Source organism: Variovorax sp. P5_A3, from assembly GCF_056400665.1.
Genome location: NZ_JBFUKW010000026.1, coordinates 109,186 through 126,598 on the forward strand (window position 1 = coordinate 109,186; position 17,413 = coordinate 126,598).

Annotated in this window: 17 protein-coding genes and 1 tRNA gene; 13 read left to right on the forward strand and 5 right to left on the reverse strand. The window is 65.9% G+C overall.

Annotated features, from left to right (window positions below; genetic code table 11):
* Nucleotides 1–24 precede the first annotated feature (24 nt).
* From AC1D3B_RS29745 to AC1D3B_RS29755, 3 genes are read left to right on the forward strand one after another with little or no spacing between them, the layout of a single operon-like run.
* Nucleotides 25–1,185, forward strand: a complete 1,161-nt coding sequence (locus AC1D3B_RS29745) for an acyl-CoA dehydrogenase family protein (protein ID WP_478194266.1) — start codon at nucleotides 25–27, stop codon at nucleotides 1,183–1,185.
* Between the two features lie 55 nt (nucleotides 1,186–1,240).
* Entirely contained in the window at nucleotides 1,241–1,660 is a 420-nt protein-coding gene (locus AC1D3B_RS29750; RefSeq protein ID WP_478194267.1) for a hypothetical protein, read from the forward strand.
* 28 nt (nucleotides 1,661–1,688) lie between these two features.
* Nucleotides 1,689–2,102 carry a PaaI family thioesterase gene (locus AC1D3B_RS29755; protein ID WP_478194268.1) on the forward strand — a complete coding sequence of 138 codons (414 nt, stop codon included), beginning with the start codon at nucleotides 1,689–1,691 and terminating at the stop codon, nucleotides 2,100–2,102.
* 21 nt (nucleotides 2,103–2,123) lie between these two features.
* Here the strand turns inward: AC1D3B_RS29755 and gcvA are convergent, their stop codons facing one another.
* A complete protein-coding gene (gene gcvA / locus AC1D3B_RS29760) occupies nucleotides 2,124–3,020 on the reverse strand; it encodes a transcriptional regulator GcvA (RefSeq protein ID WP_478194269.1) in 897 nt (298 codons plus the stop codon).
* A 103-nt stretch (nucleotides 3,021–3,123) separates the two neighbouring features.
* Between gcvA and AC1D3B_RS29765 the strand changes: the two genes are divergently transcribed.
* The 4 genes from AC1D3B_RS29765 to leuB are packed head-to-tail and all read left to right on the forward strand — an operon-like array spanning nucleotide 3,124 to nucleotide 7,266.
* Entirely contained in the window at nucleotides 3,124–4,104 is a 981-nt protein-coding gene (locus AC1D3B_RS29765; protein ID WP_478194270.1) for a Bug family tripartite tricarboxylate transporter substrate binding protein, read from the forward strand.
* 27 nt (nucleotides 4,105–4,131) lie between these two features.
* Nucleotides 4,132–5,556 carry a 3-isopropylmalate dehydratase large subunit gene (leuC, locus tag AC1D3B_RS29770; protein WP_478194271.1) on the forward strand — a complete coding sequence of 475 codons (1,425 nt, stop codon included), beginning with the start codon at nucleotides 4,132–4,134 and terminating at the stop codon, nucleotides 5,554–5,556.
* An 8-nt stretch (nucleotides 5,557–5,564) separates the two neighbouring features.
* Nucleotides 5,565–6,158, forward strand: coding sequence for a 3-isopropylmalate dehydratase small subunit (gene leuD, locus AC1D3B_RS29775; protein WP_478194272.1), 594 nt, complete (start codon nucleotides 5,565–5,567; stop codon nucleotides 6,156–6,158).
* A 34-nt stretch (nucleotides 6,159–6,192) separates the two neighbouring features.
* Nucleotides 6,193–7,266, forward strand: coding sequence for a 3-isopropylmalate dehydrogenase (gene leuB, locus AC1D3B_RS29780; RefSeq protein ID WP_478194273.1), 1,074 nt, complete (start codon nucleotides 6,193–6,195; stop codon nucleotides 7,264–7,266).
* Nucleotides 7,267–7,292: 26 nt separating this feature from the next.
* On the opposite strand, the gene AC1D3B_RS29785 is transcribed toward leuB, so the two are convergent.
* Together AC1D3B_RS29785 and AC1D3B_RS29790 are read right to left on the reverse strand one after the other, a co-directional pair.
* On the reverse strand, nucleotides 7,293–8,084 hold the full coding sequence (locus AC1D3B_RS29785; protein ID WP_478194274.1) for an SDR family NAD(P)-dependent oxidoreductase: 792 nt from the start codon (nucleotides 8,082–8,084) through the stop codon (nucleotides 7,293–7,295).
* A 35-nt stretch (nucleotides 8,085–8,119) separates the two neighbouring features.
* The gene (locus AC1D3B_RS29790; protein WP_478194275.1) at nucleotides 8,120–8,950 is read right to left on the reverse strand and encodes a thioesterase family protein; all 831 of its coding nucleotides are present in this window, start codon (nucleotides 8,948–8,950) and stop codon (nucleotides 8,120–8,122) included.
* Between the two features lie 135 nt (nucleotides 8,951–9,085).
* Here AC1D3B_RS29790 and AC1D3B_RS29795 point away from each other — a divergent pair, with 135 nt between their 5' ends.
* Both AC1D3B_RS29795 and AC1D3B_RS29800 read left to right on the forward strand, forming a co-directional pair.
* The gene (locus AC1D3B_RS29795; protein WP_478194276.1) at nucleotides 9,086–9,979 is read left to right on the forward strand and encodes a DUF72 domain-containing protein; all 894 of its coding nucleotides are present in this window, start codon (nucleotides 9,086–9,088) and stop codon (nucleotides 9,977–9,979) included.
* A 269-nt stretch (nucleotides 9,980–10,248) separates the two neighbouring features.
* Nucleotides 10,249–11,073, forward strand: coding sequence for a hypothetical protein (locus AC1D3B_RS29800; RefSeq protein ID WP_478194277.1), 825 nt, complete (start codon nucleotides 10,249–10,251; stop codon nucleotides 11,071–11,073).
* A 57-nt stretch (nucleotides 11,074–11,130) separates the two neighbouring features.
* Here the strand turns inward: AC1D3B_RS29800 and AC1D3B_RS29805 are convergent.
* Nucleotides 11,131–11,206: transfer RNA gene (locus tag AC1D3B_RS29805), tRNA-Lys, on the reverse strand.
* A gap of 64 nt (nucleotides 11,207–11,270) precedes the next feature.
* Nucleotides 11,271–12,452 carry a beta-ketothiolase BktB gene (gene bktB, locus AC1D3B_RS29810; protein WP_478194278.1) on the reverse strand — a complete coding sequence of 394 codons (1,182 nt, stop codon included), beginning with the start codon at nucleotides 12,450–12,452 and terminating at the stop codon, nucleotides 11,271–11,273.
* A gap of 101 nt (nucleotides 12,453–12,553) precedes the next feature.
* Here bktB and AC1D3B_RS29815 point away from each other — a divergent pair, with 101 nt between their 5' ends.
* The 4 genes from AC1D3B_RS29815 to AC1D3B_RS29830 all read left to right on the forward strand — a co-directional run bounded on the left by AC1D3B_RS29815 (nucleotide 12,554) and on the right by AC1D3B_RS29830 (nucleotide 17,409).
* Nucleotides 12,554–13,261 carry an SDR family NAD(P)-dependent oxidoreductase gene (locus AC1D3B_RS29815; protein ID WP_478194279.1) on the forward strand — a complete coding sequence of 236 codons (708 nt, stop codon included), beginning with the start codon at nucleotides 12,554–12,556 and terminating at the stop codon, nucleotides 13,259–13,261.
* A gap of 220 nt (nucleotides 13,262–13,481) precedes the next feature.
* Nucleotides 13,482–15,044 (forward strand): arylsulfatase, encoded by a 1,563-nt coding sequence (locus tag AC1D3B_RS29820; RefSeq protein WP_478194280.1) that lies wholly within the window; start codon nucleotides 13,482–13,484, stop codon nucleotides 15,042–15,044.
* 24 nt (nucleotides 15,045–15,068) lie between these two features.
* Nucleotides 15,069–15,989, forward strand: coding sequence for an HAD family hydrolase (locus AC1D3B_RS29825; protein ID WP_478194281.1), 921 nt, complete (start codon nucleotides 15,069–15,071; stop codon nucleotides 15,987–15,989).
* A gap of 37 nt (nucleotides 15,990–16,026) precedes the next feature.
* Complete coding sequence (locus tag AC1D3B_RS29830; protein ID WP_478194282.1) at nucleotides 16,027–17,409, forward strand: DUF1254 domain-containing protein; 1,383 nt, start codon at nucleotides 16,027–16,029, stop codon at nucleotides 17,407–17,409.
* The last annotated feature ends 4 nt before the right edge of the window (nucleotides 17,410–17,413 follow it).

A 17,413-nucleotide genomic window follows, 5' to 3' on the forward strand; every position in this document is an offset into this window, starting at 1 on the left:
GCCCTGCCAACCGGACCCACTCTCATGAGCGACTCCAACCCCCGTCACCAGGACATCCGCGATGCGGTGCGCGACCTGTGCGCGCAGTTTCCGAACGAATACTTCCGCAAGGTCGACGAGGCACGCGCCTATCCGGCCGAGTTCGTCGATGCCCTGACCAGGGCCGGCTGGATGGCCGCGCTGATTCCGCAGGCCTACGGCGGCTCCGGCCTGGGCCTGACCGAGGCCTCCGTGATCATGGAAGAGATCAACCGCGCAGGCGGCAATTCGGGCGCCTGCCACGGCCAGATGTACAACATGGGCACGCTGCTGCGTCATGGCTCCGAGGCGCAGAAGCAGCAATACCTGCCGAAGATCGCAAGCGGCGATCTGCGGCTGCAGTCGATGGGCGTGACCGAGCCCTCCACCGGCACCGACACCACCAGGATCAAGACGACGGCGGTGAAGAAGGGCGATCGCTATGTCATCAACGGCCAGAAGGTCTGGATCTCGCGCATCCAGCACTCGGACCTCATGATCCTGCTGGCGCGCACCACGCCCCTGGCCGACGTGAAGAAGAAGTCCGAAGGCATGTCGATCTTCATCGTCGACCTGCGCGATGCCATCGGCAACGGGCTCACCGTGCGGCCCATCCTCAACATGGTCAACCACGAGACCAACGAGCTGTTCTTCGAGAACCTGGAGATTCCCGCCGAGAACCTCATCGGCGAGGAAGGGCAGGGCTTCAGGTACATCCTCGACGGCCTCAACGCCGAGCGCACGCTGATCGCGGCGGAGTGCATCGGCGACGGCCACTGGTTCATCGACAAGGTCACGGCGTACGCCAAGGAGCGCGTGGTCTTCGGTCGTCCGATCGGACAGAACCAGGGCGTTCAGTTCCCCATCGCCGAAGCCTTCATCGAAATCGAGGCGGCTGACCTCATGCGCTACGAGGCCTGCCGTCGTTTCGATGCGCACGAGCCCTGTGGCGCGCAGGCCAACATGGCGAAGTACCTTGCGGCCAAGGCCTCGTGGGAAGCGGCCAATGCCTGCCTGCAGTTCCACGGGGGCTTCGGCTTTGCGGCCGAATACGACGTGGAGCGCAAGTTTCGCGAGACGCGGCTCTATCAGGTCGCGCCCATCTCGACCAACCTGATCCTGAGCTACGTGGCCGAGCACTTGCTGGGTTTGCCGAGGAGTTTCTGATGTGATGCGCATCGATGTGCGAGGATGGCAGCCGGTGCATTGACGGGACCCGCAGATGCCGAATCCATGGAAGCGTCGCTTCATCCTGTTCATCCAGCGTTTCTGGCAGCCGACCAGCGCCTGCATGACCTGCATGCCGGGGAGCCTCGGGAATCTGCTGAGCGTCCCCCACTGGACGCTCGCGCTGCAGACGGGCCTGTTCACCGGCATCCTCGTGGTGCTCCTGACCTTCACGCCGGCCCGGAGGCTGTTCTCGAATCGCTACGGCAATGCGCTGATCGTCGGCATCCTCACGATGATCGGCGACGCCTTCTCGCACCCGGGCAACTACGGCATCCCGCACCTGGAGGCCGTGGTGACGGGCATCGTCTCGGGCCTGATTGCGCTGGCCGGCTCGTACCTGTTGGAGGATCGCGCGCGAAGGCTGCGGGCGCTGTGGGCGCGCGTCCGCGGGCGCGGGCAGGAGGCTCGCTGAGCGCCTTGATGCGACGACAATGCCATCGATGAACGACGATCTGGACGCACGAATCCGCTCCGGCCAGGCCTTGAGCGAATCGATGGGCAATTTCCATGTGACCGGCTGGGATCCCGAGCGGAAGACGCTGAAAGCGGCATTCACCATACGGCGCGAGTACTGCCACACCAATGGCACGATCGCCCAGGGCGGCTTCATCACGGCATGGCTCGATGCGGCGATGGCGCATGCTGTGATTCACGACACCGGGCACGCGCAGACGGTCTTCAGCCTGGAGATCAAGGTGAGCTTCTACGAGAAGGTCGGACCCGGCGAGGGCTGGGTCGAAGGGCGGGTCATACGGCGCGGCAAGCGGGTGGCGTTTCTGGAGGGTGCGCTCTACAACCCGGACGGCAAGCTGGCGGCGGAAGCGACGTCGACCGGCATCCTCGCCGATCTCTAGAGGCGCCGGACGGCGGCGACGCTAGTCTTCTGCCGAGTCGGCCTCGGCAGCGATCCATGCCTCGAAGTCGAGCACCCGCTGGGGCACGGGGCGGTCCGCGCGCCACGCCATGAAGTAGCCACCTTCGGTCGGCACGCGCAGATCGAAGGGGGCCACCAGACGCCCGCTCGCGAGGTCATCGCGAACGAAAGCCAACAGCGCGACCATCACGCCCAGTTGTTCGGCTGCCGCCTGGTAGGCCATGGCGGCGTTCTCGAACTTCAGGCCGCGATTGCCGTCGATGCCTTTCGTCCCCGCGGCAGCGAGCCAGGTCGGCCAGTCCTGGGGCCGGTTCAGCGAGCACAGCAGCGCGTGGTGCGCCAGATCGGCGGGCTCGCGCAGCGGCGGCTCGCGCTGCATCAGACCGGGCGCGCAGACAGGCAGCAAGGTTTCGCGGAACAGCAGCCGGAAGCCCGCGCCGGTCGGCGGGCGCGGCTCCGAATGGATGCTGACGTCGACGTCATCACGATCGAAGTCGGCGGGCTTGTGCGACGTAGTGATCTGCACATCGATCCGCGGATACCGCGCATGGAAGCGCGCCAGACGCGGGATCAACCAGCGGATCGCGAAGGTGGGCGGCACCTTGATGCGTAGCAGCGATTCATCAGGGCTCTGCTGCAGCTGGCGCGTGCCGTGCTCGATCTGGTCGAGAGCGACGCGCGTGGTGGCGAAGTAGGTCTGGCCCGCGGGCGTGAGCCGGATGCCGTGCCTTCCACGCTCGAACAACTGCACCTTCAACCAGCCCTCCAGCGTCGCGATGTGACGGCTCACGGCGCCCTGCGTGACGCACAGTTCCTGAGCGGCGCGCGTGAAGTTGCCGCAGCGTGCCGCAGCCTCGAAGGCACGCAGGGCGTTGAGCGGAGGCAGGCGACGCGTCATAGGGGATGAATTTTACTCATGCCTAGCATGTCTTAATTGTGTTTGCTGTGCCCACTCGGCGCACATAGGATTGCACCCGGCTATCGACAACCGGAGACACACGATGATGAAAAAACTGCATGTCTGGCTGCTGACCTCCAGCCTCCTTGGCTGGCACGCCGCGGCGCCGGCGCAGGACGCCGCGGCGTCCTATCCGAACCAGCCGATCAAGCTGATGGTCCCGTGGCCGGCGGGAGGCGGCGTGGACACGACGGCGCGGATCGTGTCGGATCTCCTGAGCCACCGCCTCGGCCAACCCTTCGTGATCGACAACCGGGGCGGCGCCGGCGGCAACATCGGCACCGAGCTGGCAGCGCGCCAGAAGCCCGATGGCTACAACCTGCTGATGTCCTCGATCAGTCCCAACGCGGTGAACATCAGTCTCTACGGCAAGCTGGGCTTCGATCCGGTCAAGGATTTCGAGCCGATCATCTATGTATCGGCGGTCCCCAACATCCTCGTGGTGCCGGCCAGCTCGCCGTTCAAGACCGTCAAGGACGTGATCGACGCCGCGCGGGCCAAGCCGGGCACGCTCAACTACGCGTCGGGCGGGGTCGGCTCCTCGCAGCACCTGGCGGCGGTGCAGTTCGCGCAAGCGGCCAAGATCGACATCGTTCATGTGCCTTACAAAGGGACCGCACCCGCGGAAGCCGACGTGGCGGCGGGTCATGTCTCGCTGATGCTGGACACCACCACCTGCCTGCCTTTCATCGCCGGCGGCAAGATGCGCGCGCTGGCGGTGGCTTCGAAGACGCGCAACCAGGCGCTGCCCGATGTACCTACCTTCGATGAAGTGGGGCTGCCCGGTGTGTACGCGTCCTCGTGGTATGGCCTGTCGGCGCCGGCCGGCACGCCGCGCGCCATCATCGACAAGCTCAATGCCGAGGCCAACGCGGTGCTCAAGTCGCCCGAACTGCAAAAGCGCATGCTTGCCTTCGGTGCCGAGGTGGGCGGCGGCACGCCGGAGGATTTCGGCCGCTTCATGGCCAGCGAAACCAAGCGCTATGCCGAGATCGTCCGCATCTCCGGCGCCAAGCTCGACTGAAACCGTCTTCACCCGACCCGCACTTCCATGCCACTCGCCTCCGCTCCGCGCACGCTGTTCGACAAGATCTGGGAGCCGCACGTCGTCATGCAACGCGACGACGGCCAGAGCCTGTTGTATGTCGATCGCCATCTCGTGCAGGACGGCTCCGCACCGGCCTTCGAGATGCTGCGCCAGCGCGGCCTGGGCGTGCGACGCGCGGATCTCGCCTTCGCTACCCCGGACCACTACGTGCCCACCGACAGCCGCGTGCTGGCCGACATCGCCGACGCGGAGAAGCGCGCAATGGCGCAGGCGCTGCGCGACGACAGCGCGGCGGCGGGCATCCGCTTCTTCGGGCTCGATGACGAGCGCCAGGGCATCGTCCATGTCGTCGGACCCGAGCAGGGGCTGAGCCTGCCGGGCATGGTGATCGTCTGCGGCGACAGCCACACCGCCACGCACGGCGCGCTGGGCGCTCTGGCCTTCGGCATCGGTGCTACAGAAGTGGCGCACGTGCTCGCCACGCAGACCATCTGGCAGCGCAAGCCGCGCACGATGCGCGTCGTGATCGACGGGCGGCTGGCCGATGGCGTGTCGGCCAAGGACATCATCCTGGCCGTGATCGCGAAGGTGGGTGCCGGGGGCGGTACCGGCCATGTGATCGAGTACGACGGCGAGGCGATCCGCGCCCTGTCGATGGAGGGACGCATGACGGTATGCAACATGTCCATCGAGGCCGGGGCACGTGCCGGCCTGGTGGCGCCGGACGACGGCACCTTCCAGTGGCTGGCGGGCCGCCCGCATGCGCCCGCCAGCGGGGAGTGGGACGCGGCCCTGTCGCGCTGGCGGATGCTCTCCAGCGACGAGGGCGCCGTATTCGACAAGGAAGTCCAGTTGCATGCCGGCGACATCGCGCCGATGGTCACCTGGGGCAATAGCCCCGAGGATGCGCTGCCCATCACGGGCCGCGTGCCCGACCCGGCGGATGCCTCGACCGGTGAGCGGCGCGACGCCTTGCAGCGCACGCTGGCGTACATGGGGCTCACGGCCGGCCAGTCGCTCACGGACCTGTCGGTGGACCGCGTCTTCATCGGCTCCTGCACCAATGGCCGCATCGAGGACCTTCGCAGTGCCGCGGCGGTGGCGCGAGGGCGCCACGTGGCCGATGGGGTGGAAGCCTGGGTGGTGCCCGGTTCGGGCCTCGTGAAACGCCAGGCCGAGGCCGAGGGGCTGGACACCATTTTCCTCGCGGCCGGTTTCCAGTGGCGGCACGCCGGCTGCTCGATGTGCCTGGGTACCAACGGCGACCAGGTCGGCGCCGGCCAGCGCTGCGCGTCCACCTCGAACCGCAATTTCGTCGGCCGCCAGGGTCCGGGTTCGCGCACCCACCTGATGAGCCCCGCCATGGCCGCGGCCGCGGCCGTCACCGGGCGCCTCGCGGACGTGCGGGGCCTGCCCACCGCGCCCTGACTCCGAATATGCAAGCCTTCAGACAACTCGAAGCCGTCGCGGCGCCGCTGGACCGCGCGAACGTCGACACCGACCAGATCGTGCCCGCGCTCTACCTGCAGAAGCCGCGCTCGGACAACTTCGGCAACTACCTCTTCCACGACGTGCGCCGCGATGCAAAGGGCGAACGCCGGGCCGACTTCGTGCTCAATGCCGCAGCCTATGCAGAGGCGCAAATCCTTGTCGCAGGCCGCAACTTCGGCTGTGGGTCTTCGCGCGAACACGCGGTGTGGGCGCTCCACGACGGAGGCTTCCGCGTGGTGATCGCGCCGAGCTTCGGCGACATCTTCCATTCCAACGCATTGAAGAACGGCCTGTTGCCGGTGCGTCTGTCCGAGCCGGTGGTTGAGAGCATCCTGGCGGCGCTGCTGGCCGCGCCGGGCACACGGCTGCGCGTGAACCTCGAAGCACAGACGGTTGCCAGTCCGCACGGCCGCATCGAACCCTTCGCCATCGATCCCTTCGCTCGCCATTGCCTGCTGGAGGGTCTCGACGAGATCGACTACACGCTGACCCAGCGCGCGCGCATCGACGACTACGAGCACCGCCACGCGTTGCGCTGACCCTGCCTCCCACCCATTCCAGAAAGGTTCCGAGATGAAGATTGCAGTGATGCCCGGCGACGGGATTGGCCGCGAGGTGACAGCGCAGGCGGTGAAGGTGCTCAATGCGGTGGTGGGCCACGCCCAGCCGCTGGAACTGGTGGAGGCGGCGATCGGCCAGGCCGGCATCGACGCCGCCGGCGATCCGCTTCCCGCCGCAACGAGCGAGATCGCGCGCAAGGCCGACGCCATCCTGTTCGGGTCGGCCGGCATGCCGGGTGACGAGGCCATTCCCTTCATGATGCGTCCGGGCGCGAGCCTGCTGCGGCTGCGCAAGGAGCTCGGCCTGTTCGCCAATTTCCGGCCGGCCTTCCTGTTCCCCGAACTGCTCGGTGCCTCCACCCTCAAGCCGGAGGTGGTGGAGGGGCTGGACCTGATGATCCTGCGCGAGCTGACGGGCGACGTCTACTTCGGCGAGCCGCGCGGCTTCGGCACCAACGCGAGCGGCGAGCGCGAGGCCTTCAACACCATGCGCTATGCCGAGTCGGAGGTCGAGCGCATCGCGCACGTTGCGTTCCGAACCGCGCGCTCGCGCCAACGCAGGCTGTGCTCGGTCGACAAGGCCAACGTGCTCGAGGTCATGCAGCTCTGGCGCGAGGTCGTCACCCGTGTGGGCCGGAATTATCCGGACGTGGAACTCACGCACTTGTTCGTCGACGCCGCAGCCATGCAACTGATGCGCGCACCCAAGCAGTTCGACGTGATCGTCACCGGCAACATCTTCGGCGACATCCTGTCCGACGCCGCCGCCATGCTCACCGGCTCGATCGGCATGCTGCCTTCGGCGTCGATGGCGGCAGGGAGCTTCGGGCTCTACGAGCCGGTGCATGGCACCGCGCCGGACATCGCCGGCAAGAACCTGGCCAATCCGCTCGCATCCATCCTCTCGATGGCGATGATGCTGCGCTACTCCTTTGCGCAGTCGGCCAACGCGGAGCGGGTGGATCGCGCGGTGCGCAGGGTGCTCGCCGATGGCTTGCGCACCGGGGACATCTTCCAGGCCGGTTGCACGCGGGTGGGAACCGAGGAAATGGGGGATGCGGTGGTGGCTGCGCTGGACGGGAAGTAGGTCAGTCCGACGGCAGCGTCAAGGCGTCAGAAGGCGCTCTTGGTGCAGCCGCCGTCCACGCGCAGCGCCGCGCCCGTCGTGCCCGACGACAGCGGGCTGGCGATGTAGGCGACCATCGCGGCGATCTCCTCCGGCGCCTCGAAGCGCTTGATGAGCGAGGTGGGCCGCACCTTCTCGAAGAACTCCTTCTCGAAGGCTTCGAAGGTCTTGCCGTCGGCCTTGGCGAGGGTCTCGACGAACTCGCCGACACCGCGGGACTTCGTCGGCCCCGGCAGGACGCTGTTGACGGTGATGCCGGTGCCCGCCAACGATTCCGCCAGGCCTCTTGCCACGGCGATCTGGGCGGTCTTGGTCATGCCGTAGTGGATCATCTCGGCCGGTATCTGCAGGGCGCTTTCGCTCGAGATGAAGATGATGCGGCCCCAGTTCGCGCGCTTCATCGCCGGCAGGCACAGGCGCGCGAGCCGCACGCCGCTCAGCACGTTCACATCGAAGAAGCGTGTCCAGTCCGCGTCGGGAATCTCCTCGAAGGGCTTGGGTTCGAAGATGCCGAGGTTGTTGACGAGGATCTCGATGCCCGGGAACTTCGCCGCGAGCGCCTCGGCGGCCTCGGGCGTGCCCAGGTCGCCCGCGAAGCCCAGCACCTCGCCGCCTTCCGCGGGCTTGATCCCCGCCACTGCCTTGTCGACGGAGGCCTGCGCCCGTCCGTTGACGATCACCCGCGCGCCTTCGGCGGCCAACGCCGCCGCGATGGCATGGCCGATGCCTGCGGTGCTGCCGGAGACCAGTGCCAACTTACCCTTGAGTTTCAAGTCCATGGATTACCACCTTTCTGCAAAAAACAGGACAAAGCCTAGGTGGCGCCGCGATCGCGCAGCACCAACGTCTGGACAGCAACGCCGATCGGGCCTTGCTCGTCGTAGAGGCGCGACAGCGTCGTGCCTGCGCCGCTCGCATCGGCCTGCGTCTCGGAGGCGAGCCCGACCCATTCGCCAACGGGCGGCCGGTGCAGGTGCACGCTGAGGTCGGCGTTGGCGAACAGGAAGCGCTCGGCCGGCAGGATCCAGCTCAGGCCGTTGCCGAAGTCCGCCGCCGCGGCCGCGCGCATGGCGGGCGAGGTGGGCACGCCTTGCACCAGCGGCACGATGAGCCGGAACCACGCGGCGGCCGGCCCGGGCCGTGAAGCGTCGCCATGCGCGACGCGCGATTCGATCGCCATGCGATGGAAGTACTCGCCGTCGGGCAGGCCGGGAATGCGGACCTCGTCCCGGCAGTCCCGCGGCAGCGGCGACAGCATCGCCGGCGACCAGCCGGGCAAGCCGGCGGGCAGGGCGAGTGCCTGTCCGCGCAGCAGGAGCGCATGGGCGCGGGCCACGAGCGCATCGCCCGCCAGGAGATCGATGGTCACGCGCGTGGTCGAGCGGGAGGGCTGCGCCGTGTGGCGCGCGGTCAGCGGCGCGAGGGGCACCGGCCTGACGAGCTCGACGCTCAGCCGCGCGAGCTGCCAGCCGGGCTCGGGCATTGCGCTTTCGGCGATGTGTGCCAGCAGCGCGGACGGGGCGCCACCATGCTGGGCACGCGGGTCCCACGGGCCGCGCGAGAGGCTGCCCGGGTGCCAGGTGTCGCCATCGCGGGTGAACACGGCGGGCGAGGGTGAGGACTCGTGGACAGGGCTTTCGGTCATCGTGTTTCGGCGCTGTGAGTGCATTCAACGGGCGTCGGGCATTCTAGGAACAACGTAGGAACAACGCGCGGCGATGAACTGCAGGTAACAATTCGCCGCGTCGCGAAGAACACCATTCGCCATTAGCATTCGCCAATGGCCATCCTCGTCGGCACCGCCTCCTGGACTGACAAGACGCTGATCGACTGCGGGCGCTTCTACCCGAAGGAAGCGAAGACGCCCGAGGCACGGCTGCGCTACTACGCCTCGATCTTCCCTCTGGTCGAGGTCGATTCGAGCTACTACGCAATCCCCGATCCGGTCACGGCGAAGAACTGGGTCGAGCGCACGCCGGACGCCTTCACCTTCAACGTGAAGGCCTTCCGGCTCTTCACGGGCCACCAGACCGACCCGAAGGTGATGCACAAGGACATCAAGGAGGCCCTGGGCACCACCAAGACCCTCTATTACCGCAGTACACCGCCCGAGATCCGCACCGAACTGTGGCGCCGCTTCATCGATGCCCTGGCGCCCCTCAGGATCGCCGGCAAGTTGGGGCTGGTGCACTTCCAGTTCCCGCCGTGGCTGATGTGCGATCCCGAAGGCCACGCGCATGTGGAGCATTGCGTCGAGATGATGGAGGGCCACACCGTCAGCATCGAGTTCCGCCACCAGTCATGGCTCGACGAAGCCCATCGCGCCGCCACCCTCGATTTCGTGCGGGAGATGAACGCCGTGCACACCATCGTCGATGGGCCGCAGGGATTTGCCAACAGCGTGCCGATGCTGGTCGAGACGACGCACCCGGACTACGCGCTGCTTCGGCTGCACGGCCGGAACACCGAGACCTACAACGCCAAGGGTGCCTCCTCTGCAGCCGAGCGGTTCGACTACGACTATCCCGATGACGAGATCCGCGAACTGGTTGTCGAGGCCTTGCGCATCGCGTACAAGGTGCGCAACACGCACATCATCTTCAACAACTGCGACGAGGACAAAGGGCAGCGCAACGGCATCACCTTCCTGAAGATGCTGCTGGCGCACGGGTGAGGGAGCGACAACCCCTATGGCGCGTTCGCGGCAGGTCGAGGAAGGTTCGAGGCTGCTTTCACCGGAGCACTACCAGCATGTCATCCTCCCCCGGGCCTGCAAGGCAGGGCCTCTCAGGCGGGCACTTTCTTCGGCGTGCGGCGGCCCTTCTGGCAGGCGTCGAAAGGCGTTCGCACCGGGCGCCCGATTCCGCAGAGGGCCCGGGGAGCGAATCGCTGAACGCGCTGGATGTCGACTTCTACCGGTCGATCTACCCGGACCTGTCTTCGATGAGCGAGCAGGCGGCGCGGGCGCACTTTGCCAGGCATGGCAGATCCGAGGGGCGCATCCCGTGCGCAGGCGCGGCGCGTGAGTATTTCCTGGAGCGCATCCCGAGGACCGGCCTGACGCTGGAGATCGGCCCCTTTGCGACACCCGCCTTGAAGGGAGAGCACGTCCGATATGCCGACATGCTGTCCACGGAGGAACTGCTTCGTCGCGCCGTCGAGCATGGCGTGGACCCCAAGGGGTGCCCGGAAATCCACTACGTGCTTTCCGTTCGCCCTCTCGAACAGATCGAGGACCGGTTCGCAAGCGTCTTCAGCAGCCACTGCATCGAGCACCAGACAGACCTGGTACAGCATCTGAACGCGGTGAGCGGTCTGCTCGAGCCCGGAAGCCGCTATTTCGTGATCTGCCCCGACAAGCGCTATTGCTTCGATCATTTCCTGCCGGAAAGCACGATCGCCGATGTGCTGGAGGCCCACGCGGAGCGGCGAACGCGGCACTCCCTGAAATCGTGGGTTTCTCATCTGGGCCTGACTACGCACAACAACGAGCAGAGACACTGGCAAGGCGATCACGGCCGGCCCCGATGCGAAACCGAAGGAAACCGTGTTCTCGAAGAGGCGCTTCAGGTGCACGCAACCGCTGAAAGCGAGGGGATCTATCTCGACTGCCACGCCTGGCAATTCACGCCCGCGAGCTTCGCGTCCGTCTTCTCGATGCTCTACAAGATGGAACTGACCGACCTCTCATTGGAGGCCGTGCACGACACGACGAGGAATCGAAACGAGTTTTGCGCCGTACTGAAAAAGTGGCAACAGAGCCCATGAAAAAAGCCTGCTGCCGTTTCCGGTAGCAGGCTTTCTAGCGTTGGTACGCTGTGTTGGTGGTGGGCCCTGAGTGACTCGAACACTCGACCTACGGATTAAGAGTCCGCTGCTCTACCAACTGAGCTAAGAGCCCCTGATCGACTGGTGTGTCGTTTCAGGCAATCCCACGATTATAGCCACAACTTCTGCGCAGTCTGTCACACGCGTTCGAAAATGCAGGCGATGCCCTGTCCGCCGCCGATGCACATCGTCACCAGGGCATAGCGCCCCTGGATGCGTTCGAGTTCGTACAGCGCCTTGACGGTGATCAACGCCCCGGTCGCGCCCACGGGATGACCCAGCGAGATGCCCGAGCCGTTGGGGTTGACCTTCGCGGGATCGAGTTCCAGGTCCTTGCTCACGGCGCAGGCCTGTGCGGCGAAGGCCTCGTTGGCCTCGATCACGTCCATGTCGGAAGCCTTCAGGCCGGCCTTCTCCAGCGCCTTGCGCGATGCCGGCACCGGGCCGATGCCCATGTAGGCCGGGTCCACGCCGGCGAAGGCGTAGGCCACGATGCGCGCCATCGGCTTGAGGCCGCGGCGGGAGGCTTCTTCCTTCTCCATCAGCACCACGGCGGCGGCCCCGTCGTTGACGCCGGAGGCATTGCCCGCCGTCACGGTGCCGTTCTCTTTCAGGAAGGCGGGCTTGAGCTTGCTCATGTCCTCGATCTTCGCGTTGAAGCGCACATGCTCGTCAGTGTCGAACTGCGTCGGGCCCTTGCGGCTCTCCAGCGTCACCGGAACGATCTGCGACTTGAAATAGCCGGCCTCGATGGCCTTCTGCGCGCGCTGGTGGCTGGTGAGCGCGGTCTGGTCCTGCGTCTCGCGACTGATGCCCCACTTCTTGGCGACGTTCTCCGCCGTGATGCCCATGTGGACGGTCTGGAAGGGGTCGTGCAAAGCGCCGAGCATCATGTCGACCATCTTCGTGTCGCCCATGCGCGCGCCCCAGCGCGCGGTGAGCGATGCGAAGGGTGCACGGCTCATGCTTTCGGCGCCGCCGCCCACCGCCACCTTGGCGTCGCCCAGCTGGATGCTCTGCGCCGCGCTCACGATGGCCTGCAGGCCCGAGCCGCACAGGCGGTTGACGGTCAATGCGGGTGTTTCCTGGGCGCAGCCGCCCTCGATGGCGGCCACGCGCGCCATGTACATGTCGCGTGGCTCGGTGTTGATCACGTGGCCGAAGACGACGTTCTCCACGTCCTTGCCGTCGACCTTGGCGCGTGCCAGCGCCTCCCGGGTGACAAGCGCCGCCAGCTTGGTCGGCGGCACGTCCTTGAGGCCTCCGCCAAAAGTTCCGATGGCGGTGCGCACACCGCTGACTACAACCACTTCCTTCATGACAGTCTCCGAAACAGAAATCGAAGCGTCGATCATGCCAGCCCGAACGCCTTTTCGATGGACGCCGGCGTTACCATCCGTGCCCGAACAAGGAGCCGCTAATGATCGAAGCCAACACTCTCCGTCACGTGGTCGTGACAGGCGCGGCCGGCGCCCTGGGCCGCGCCGTCGTGCAGCACTTTCTCGATCAGGGTGCCCGCCTGGCCCTGATCGACCATCGGATGGAGCACCTGTCGAGCACTTTCCCGGGGCTGGACAACTCCCAGCACCTGTTGGTCGAGGCCGACGTCACCTCGGTGCCGGCGATGGCCGAGGCGGCGAAGGGCATCCTTTCCGCCTTCAGGCAGGTCGACGCGCTGGTGCATATCGCGGGCGGCTTCGAAATGGGCGATCCGGTCCATGCGCTCAGTCGCGAGGCGTGGGAGCGGATGATGAACCTGAACGCCTGGTCCTTCGTGGCCGTTTCCCAGGCGCTGGTGCCCTCGATGATCGAACGCAAGTCCGGCAGCGTGGTGGCCGTCACCGCGAAAACCGCGTCGCGCGGCGCGGCGGCCATGTCCGCCTATATCGCGTCGAAGAGTGCGCTGCAGCGGCTGGTCGAGGCCTCGGCGGCGGAACTGGCGCCGCACGGCATCAACGTCAACAGCATCGCGCCGAGCGTGCTCGACACGCCGGCCAACCGCCAGGCCATGCCCGACGCCAATCCCGCCTCTTGGGTGTCGACTGGCGTGGCGGCGCAGACCATCGGCTTCCTGGTATCCCCTGCCGCCGCGGCGCTGCATGGGCAGCACCTGACGCTCGACGCCTGACTCCGCCGAAGACCTTTTCTTCGGGCGGGTCTTGCTTCTGCCCCTTGCACCAAGGGGCATCCGGCCTTTCACCTTAGGACAAGTGCGCTTTGGCTTCGGCGTGCGCATGCTACCGGTGCGCCTCGACGCGCCGCTCGGAAGCGTGCGTGTCCTCGCCCCCGCCGCGKCGMCGCGGCCCGGGCATGGGGCGAATCCACCATGCACCCACCAAGGAGACGAAATGGCATCGAAGAAACCGGCAGCAGCGAAGCAACCCAACATCCTGGTGATCTGGGGCGATGACATCGGCATCACGAACCTGAGTTGCTATTCGGATGGCCTGATGGGTTATCGGACACCCAACATCGACCGGCTGGCGAAGGAAGGCATGAAGTTCACCGACTCGTACGGCGAACAGTCCTGCACCGCCGGGCGCTCGTCCTTCATCACCGGGCAAAGCGTGTATCGCACCGGCCTGTCGAAGGTCGGCATTCCGGGCGCACCGATCGGCATGAACACCGAGATCCTGACCATCGCCGCGCTGCTCAAGAACCAGGGCTACGCGACCGGCCAGTTCGGCAAGAACCACCTCGGCGACCGCAACGCCATGTTGCCGACCAATCACGGCTTCGACGAATTCTTCGGCAACTTGTATCACCTGAATGCCGAGGAAGAGCCGGAGATGTACGACTACTACCCGGAGAAGGACTTTCCGGATTTCCGGAAGAAGGTCGGCCCGCGCGGCGTGGTGCGCTCATGGGCAACGGACAAGGACGACCCCACCGAGGAACCGCGCTGGGGCCGCGTCGGCAAACAGAAGATCGAGGACACCGGTCCTCTCACCACGAAGCGCATGGAAACCTGCGACGACGAGTTCGCGGCCGCGGCCAAGGACTTCATCGGGCGGCAGCACAAGGACGGCAAGCCGTTCTTCGTGTGGCTGAACTTCACGCACATGCACCTCTTCACGCACACGAAGAAGGAAAGCCTGGGCCAGGCGGGACGCTGGCAGTCGCCCTACCACGACACGATGATCGACCACGACAAGAACGTGGGCGAGCTGCTTGACTACCTCGACGAACTGGGCATCACAGAAGACACCTTCGTGATGTATTCGACAGACAACGGCCCGCACATGAACAGTTGGCCCGACGGCGCGATGACGCCGTTCCGCAGCGAGAAGAACAGCAACTGGGAAGGCGCCTTCCGCGTGCCGATGGTGGTGCGCTGGCCCGGAAAGATCGCTGCCGGCACCGTCTCGAACGGCATCGTGCAGCATCACGACTGGCTGCCCACCTTCCTGGCGATGGCCGGAGAGCCTGACATCGTCGAGAAGGCGAAGAAGGGCATCGATGCGATAGGACGCAAGTACAAGAACCACATCGACGGCATGAACCTGCTGCCCTACCTCACGGGCAAGGAGAAGGAGAGTCCGCGCAAGCTCTTCGTCTACATCAGCGATGACGGCGACGTGCTCGGCATCCGGTACGACAACTGGAAGGTCGTGTTCATGGAGCAGCGTGTCACAGGGACCATGCGGATCTGGGGCGAGCCTTTCGTGGCGCTGCGGCTGCCGAAGATCTTCAACCTCCGGACCGATCCGTTCGAGCGCGCCGACGTGACTTCCAACAGCTACTACGAGTGGTTCCTGTACCACGCGTACATCCTCTACGGAGCCTGGACGATTGCCGACCAATTTGCGGCGACCTTCAAGGAGTTCCCGCCGATCCAGAAGCCCAACACCTTCACGATCGACGATGCGCTGGCGAAGATGGCCGAGGCCGCGGCCGGGGGCAGCAACTAGAGGCGAACGTTCGAGGAGGATGTCATGACCGACACAGCATTGGCCTCGTGGAACGACGGGGCCGCCAGGCACACCCTGCTCGACTTCGTCGCCCGCGTGACGAAGGAGGGCGGGCCCGACTACGTGCGACCCGCCGAGCGCATCGCCACCTTCGACAACGACGGGACCCTGTGGTGCGAGCAGCCGCTCCAGACGCAGCTCTTCTTTGCCGACGATCGCCTCAAGGCCCTGGCGGCGAAGGATCCGACGCTGAAGGATCGCCAGCCCTACAAGGCCTTCCTCGAACACGATCTCAAGACCATCATGGGCCTGGGCAAGCAGGGCGCGTTCGAGATCGCGTTCGCAACCCATGCCGGCCTCACGCAAGACGAGTTCATGGACGCAGCGCGCGCCTGGCTGGCCTCGGCCAGGCACCCCAAGCTGGGTCGCCTCTTCACGCAGTGCGTCTACCAACCCCAGATCGAGCTGCTCGACTACCTGCGGGCCAATGGCTTCAAGAACTTCATCGTCTCCGGCGGTGGCATCGACCTGATGCGTGCCTTTGCGGAGGAGGTCTACGGCATTCCGCCCGAACAGGTCATCGGCAGCAGCGTCAAGACGCGCTTCGAGATGCGAGACGGACGCGCCGAACTGATGAAGCTCTCGGAGCTGGACACCTTCGACGACCGTGATGTCAAGCCGCAGAACATCGGCCTGCATATCGGGCGGCGGCCGATCCTCGCCTTCGGCAATTCCGACGGCGACCTGTCGATGTTGCGCTACGTGAAGTCAGGCAGCGGTGCCCGGCTGGCGCTGCTCCTGCATCATGACGACGCGGATCGCGAGTTCGCCTACGACCGCGAGTTTCGCTTGAGTCCGTTGGTCGAGGGGCTCGACAAGGCAGGCGAGTACGGCATCGACGTGGTGAGCATGAAGCGCGACTGGAACAACGTGTTCGCGGCCTGAGAGCGCGGGGACCCGAGAACACAACGAGGAGATGACGATGGCCCACGTGATCCCCGGACCCGACACCCGGATGAAGCTCACCGACGACTACGTGCGCCTCGTCGCGCGCGACGCCTTCTTCTGGGCCTGGCCGATTGTCAATGTCTACAACCGTCGCATCACCTTCGGGTCATTGCCGCATCCGATGCTGCTCGGTGGCGTGCTGCCGGTCGGCCCGCTCAACTCGGTGACGATGCTCACCGACTACATCGACCCTGCCGAGCGCGCGGTGGCGTGTCCCAACCAGGACGTGGTCTACGGCAACAGCATCCTGGCGCTGGATGTGTCGCCGGTCGTAGTGCAGGTGCCGGATTTCGGCGACCGCTTCTGGGTGTACCAGGTGGTGGACTCGCGCACCGACAGCTTCGCCGAACTGGGCCGCATGTACGGCACGCGCCCCGGGTTCTATCTGCTGGCAGGGCCGAACTGGGTGGGCACCGTGCCGCAGGGCATCGGCAAGGTGTTCGTGGCACAGACGGGCACCGCCGTGGTGGTGCCCCGCGTGTTTCGCGAAGACACGGCACAGGACCTCGAAGCGGTGCAGGCGACCGTCAACCAGATCGGCCTATACCCGGTGGCCGACTTCGACGGGAAGATGAAAGTTACCGACTGGCGCAAGGTGCCGGTGGTGAAGAACCCGTCGGAAGGTGGCGACGGTGCCGAAACGAAGTGGGTTCCGCCCGAGAAGTTCCTGGACATGCTGCCGGGCGCCCTGGCCGATGCAAGGCCACTGCCCGGCGAATCGGCGCGCTACGCGCAGGTCCTGGCGGTGGTGGATGCGGCGAGCAAGGATGCGCGCGTCAGGGATGTCTTCAACCAGGCCTTGGTAGCGGCGGACAAGGAACTGATCGAGCCACTTTTCCAGTTCCGCAATTACGGGCGGCAACTGTCGCACCACTGGTCCACCATCGCCAATGGCGCGAGCTTCGGCAGCGACTACTTCACGCGCACGGCGGTGGCCAAGTCGAACATCTTCGTCAACAAGCAGAACGAGACCAAGTACTTCTACCAGGACCTCGACGCCGACGGCGAGCGCCTCGACAGTGCCAACCGCTACACGGTCACTTTCGCGAAGGGCGCGACGCCGCCGGTCAAGGGGTTCTGGTCGCTCACGCTCTACAACCGGCACCACTTCTTCGAGCCGAATCCGCTGGGACGGTATTCGGTCGGCACCAAGAACAAGTCGCTGAAGGTCGATGCGGACGGTTCGCTCACGATCTACGTCCAGGGCGATTCACCCGGCGCGGACAAGGAAAGCAATTGGCTGCCGGCGCCCGTCGGCGACGCGAGCGAGTTCTCGCTCTACATCCGTTCCTATTGGCCAGAGCCGGCCGCACTCGACGGCAGTTGGACACCGCCGCCGGTCGTCAGGTTGTCGTAGTTCA

What these genes read in the sequence shown, in the direction of transcription:
- gcvA (WP_478194269.1), bottom strand. Translation starts at nt 3,020, where the DNA reads ATGACGCGTCGCCTGCCTCCGCTCAACGCCCTGCGTGCCTTCGAGGCT.
- AC1D3B_RS29765 (WP_478194270.1), top strand. Translation starts at nt 3,124, where the DNA reads ATGATGAAAAAACTGCATGTCTGGCTGCTGACCTCCAGCCTCCTTGGC.
- leuB (WP_478194273.1), top strand. Translation starts at nt 6,193, where the DNA reads ATGAAGATTGCAGTGATGCCCGGCGACGGGATTGGCCGCGAGGTGACA.
- AC1D3B_RS29820 (WP_478194280.1), top strand. Translation starts at nt 13,482, where the DNA reads ATGGCATCGAAGAAACCGGCAGCAGCGAAGCAACCCAACATCCTGGTG.
- AC1D3B_RS29815 (WP_478194279.1), top strand. Translation starts at nt 12,554, where the DNA reads ATGATCGAAGCCAACACTCTCCGTCACGTGGTCGTGACAGGCGCGGCC.
- AC1D3B_RS29745 (WP_478194266.1), top strand. Translation starts at nt 25, where the DNA reads ATGAGCGACTCCAACCCCCGTCACCAGGACATCCGCGATGCGGTGCGC.
- bktB (WP_478194278.1), bottom strand. Translation starts at nt 12,452, where the DNA reads ATGAAGGAAGTGGTTGTAGTCAGCGGTGTGCGCACCGCCATCGGAACT.
- AC1D3B_RS29790 (WP_478194275.1), bottom strand. Translation starts at nt 8,950, where the DNA reads ATGACCGAAAGCCCTGTCCACGAGTCCTCACCCTCGCCCGCCGTGTTC.
- AC1D3B_RS29825 (WP_478194281.1), top strand. Translation starts at nt 15,069, where the DNA reads ATGACCGACACAGCATTGGCCTCGTGGAACGACGGGGCCGCCAGGCAC.
- leuC (WP_478194271.1), top strand. Translation starts at nt 4,132, where the DNA reads ATGCCACTCGCCTCCGCTCCGCGCACGCTGTTCGACAAGATCTGGGAG.
- AC1D3B_RS29830 (WP_478194282.1), top strand. Translation starts at nt 16,027, where the DNA reads ATGGCCCACGTGATCCCCGGACCCGACACCCGGATGAAGCTCACCGAC.
- AC1D3B_RS29785 (WP_478194274.1), bottom strand. Translation starts at nt 8,084, where the DNA reads ATGGACTTGAAACTCAAGGGTAAGTTGGCACTGGTCTCCGGCAGCACC.
- AC1D3B_RS29750 (WP_478194267.1), top strand. Translation starts at nt 1,241, where the DNA reads ATGCCGAATCCATGGAAGCGTCGCTTCATCCTGTTCATCCAGCGTTTC.
- AC1D3B_RS29795 (WP_478194276.1), top strand. Translation starts at nt 9,086, where the DNA reads ATGGCCATCCTCGTCGGCACCGCCTCCTGGACTGACAAGACGCTGATC.
- leuD (WP_478194272.1), top strand. Translation starts at nt 5,565, where the DNA reads ATGCAAGCCTTCAGACAACTCGAAGCCGTCGCGGCGCCGCTGGACCGC.
- AC1D3B_RS29755 (WP_478194268.1), top strand. Translation starts at nt 1,689, where the DNA reads ATGAACGACGATCTGGACGCACGAATCCGCTCCGGCCAGGCCTTGAGC.
- AC1D3B_RS29800 (WP_478194277.1), top strand. Translation starts at nt 10,249, where the DNA reads ATGAGCGAGCAGGCGGCGCGGGCGCACTTTGCCAGGCATGGCAGATCC.